The sequence below is a fragment of the Bartonella sp. AP57NXGY genome, assembly GCF_042195805.1.
Taxonomy (GTDB): domain Bacteria; phylum Pseudomonadota; class Alphaproteobacteria; order Rhizobiales; family Rhizobiaceae; genus Bartonella.
Genome location: NZ_JBHIOZ010000274.1, coordinates 1 through 1,456, shown reverse-complemented (window position 1 = coordinate 1,456; position 1,456 = coordinate 1). Strand labels below are relative to the sequence as shown.

The 1,456-nt window shown below is 42.7% G+C and carries 2 protein-coding genes; both read right to left on the bottom strand.

What is annotated here, in order from left to right:
* Positions 1 to 839 (bottom strand): DUF6990 domain-containing protein (locus tag ACFIL8_RS10235; RefSeq protein ID WP_375689683.1); only part of this gene is annotated, 839 nt, incomplete at its 3' end.
* Positions 840 to 852: 13 nt separating this feature from the next.
* Positions 853 to 1,218 (bottom strand): hypothetical protein, encoded by a 366-nt coding sequence (locus tag ACFIL8_RS10230; protein ID WP_375627744.1) that lies wholly within the window; start codon positions 1,216 to 1,218, stop codon positions 853 to 855.
* Between the last annotated feature and the right edge of the window lie 238 nt (positions 1,219 to 1,456).

The window sequence follows — 1,456 nt, the reverse complement described above, 5'->3', positions numbered from 1 at the left end:
TGAGCAATCACCATTGCGCGTTCCAGATGCTCCTCTTCGATGCTTGTTTCAAAGCCCAGCTTCTCACCTTCCATAAAGCTTTTGTGATAAGAGTGTAAAGTTTCAACATCGCCCATCAAAGCCAGAGCTGCAAGATAACGCAGGGAATAAGAAGCCAACCGAGGGACCACAGTTTTGTTTTCCCAAGGCAGGATTCTATATTGAGAGTGAAGCATCTTGCCAAGATCAACCTCAGTCATTGCCTTTTCTAAAGCTTTCTCGAGTGCACGACGTAAACATCCAACGCTTACCTTTTCTTCAAAAATTTCCACCCCCTTCACATCAAAACTCAATTCAAGAGCAATCAAGCCTCCAGAATTATAAGGGTCTATTGTTTGGCAAGCCGCCGCATGGATACCAGAAACCACCGCAATTGCACAATCAAATCGCGGATACCCCTTCTCAGCATTATAAAGAAACTGCACTTCACGATCTGGTAAATAATAGGTGGCCAAATGATCTCCTTTTCCTTCAATTTCCACCTTCCACCCCAAACTCTTTAAAAGCGCCGTTGCACTTTCCATCGTTAAGATTTCCTCATCAGAAAGAGAAAACTCTTTTTCCTCAGATAACAGCTTAATCATCGGCATTTCCCCACTAGACGGCTCAAAAACGACAGGTTGTTCAAGCACGCGGCTTAATTCTTTTGTCACTTGGCAATGCAGCCTCACCCGCTTGAAAGTAGAGTAATACAATGCCCAAATAAACATCATGACCACGGCAGAAAGCAGCGTGAAAAGCGTCAAGCCCACACCCCACGAGAGTACAACAATAATATCCATCATTTTAATATCTATCATTTTCTCCGCCCCTTCATGCGCTGTTTTGTTGAGAAGCGGTTTTTCTCCGCTTCCAGATTGCTTGCTCCAACATATCGATCTTTTCTTTCAACAGAACCGTGAAAATGATACGAACCACAAAGGCAACAGGGATGAACAAAAAAATAAACCATGATATAAGCTCCATAATTAACGAGAGAGCTGCCACGACATCCCCTTCCCACTCCGCCAACTTCCACCCAAGCAACATGGGTACGAAGCGAAGAGCCATTCTTAAAGCAGCCACAATGAAAGCAATACAAAAGATGACTTTATAATTTTTGCGTGTCAGAAACGCTTCTTCAAGCGCAAAAGTCCGTGGTTCTTTATCCAATGGTGAATTTTTTCCATTGCCCCTCATTTTTTATCCCTCATTTGTTTCAATTTTTAAGCCATTTTCATGAACCGAAGCTTTCGTCCTCACAATGAATGAGGGTTCATCAATATCAAGCGCTTGTATCCTTCATCTTTTATAAAGACAATATCAAGGGTGCATTTTTTTCCATCACCTTCAAACATCGCACGAAGAGAAGGTCTCTCCTACAACGCATGAGAATATATAAAGACCAGTATTCATTTTCTGCCCTCCCTTCACGCGC

What these genes read in the sequence shown, in the direction of transcription:
- ACFIL8_RS10230 (WP_375627744.1), bottom strand. Translation starts at nt 1,218, where the DNA reads ATGAGGGGCAATGGAAAAAATTCACCATTGGATAAAGAACCACGGACT.